The following is an 854-nucleotide window of genomic DNA, read 5'->3' as shown; positions in this document are numbered from 1 at the left end:
ACCAGTACCTGGTCATCCTTCATTTCTGCGACCGGCACATTCTCGATGCGCAGGTCTTTTTCTTCATGCAATACGCAGGCTTTTGCTTCCATTTTGGTTTCTCCTGTGGGGTTCGATACTGAGATTGCTTATCAGTATCGCAAGTTCATTTTGCCAGATATCCGGAACGGGAGGAGTTTGAGGAGGAGGAAGCCGTGTCGACGCGCAATGTCGCAAATTGCAGTCGGGCCGCTCCTCCCGCTTCGGATTAGGGCTGGTGATCAGAGAGACTTCAGTTTTTCCCAGACCACGTCTTCCACCGGAATGCCTTGCTCCAGATTCTGCAGGCGGGTCTTCAGCTCTTTCTCGCCCGGATAGAGGATTTCCTGGTTTTCGTTTACGCGCTCGGAAGCCTTGATGTCGGCCAGTACTTCGTTCACGGCGGACGAGAGGAATTCGTTGCCGGCAATGGCGGTGGCATCGATCGCGATCAGTACTTGCGAGAGCTGGAATTCATCGCCACCCAACTGGCCGACCTTGAACGAGGAGTTGCCACCAGAGAGAACCGCTGCAACCAGATCAAGCACGATCGACAGACCGGAACCTTTCCAGAAACCGATCGGCAGTACGCGCCAGGTCTTGGAGATGGCGACCGGATCGCACGAGATATTGCCGTGCTCGTCGAAGCCGCCAGGTACCGGCAGTTGCTCGCCGCGAAGTGCAGCAGCTTCCATCTGGCCGTAGGAGAACTGGGCCACAGCCATATCGACTACGACATGGCCCTCGGCGCGCGGAACAGCCATGATGAACGGGTTGTTGCCGATCCGACGATCCTTGGCGCCCCAGGCCGGCATGTTCGGCTGGGTGTTGGTCCA

At 56.9% G+C, this 854-nt stretch carries 1 protein-coding gene; it reads right to left on the bottom strand.

Annotation, left to right across the window (positions count from 1 at the left end):
• Window positions 1-260: 260 nt before the first annotated feature.
• Window positions 261-854, bottom strand: a 594-nt coding sequence (locus AC0KVQ_RS16485; RefSeq protein WP_473422286.1) for an Ldh family oxidoreductase, incomplete at its 5' end; no start/stop codon positions are given.

Source organism: Formivibrio sp. oc-25, assembly GCF_055810895.1.
Note: the sequence above shows the minus strand (reverse complement) of the source record. Positions and strands in the feature narration are given on the sequence as shown.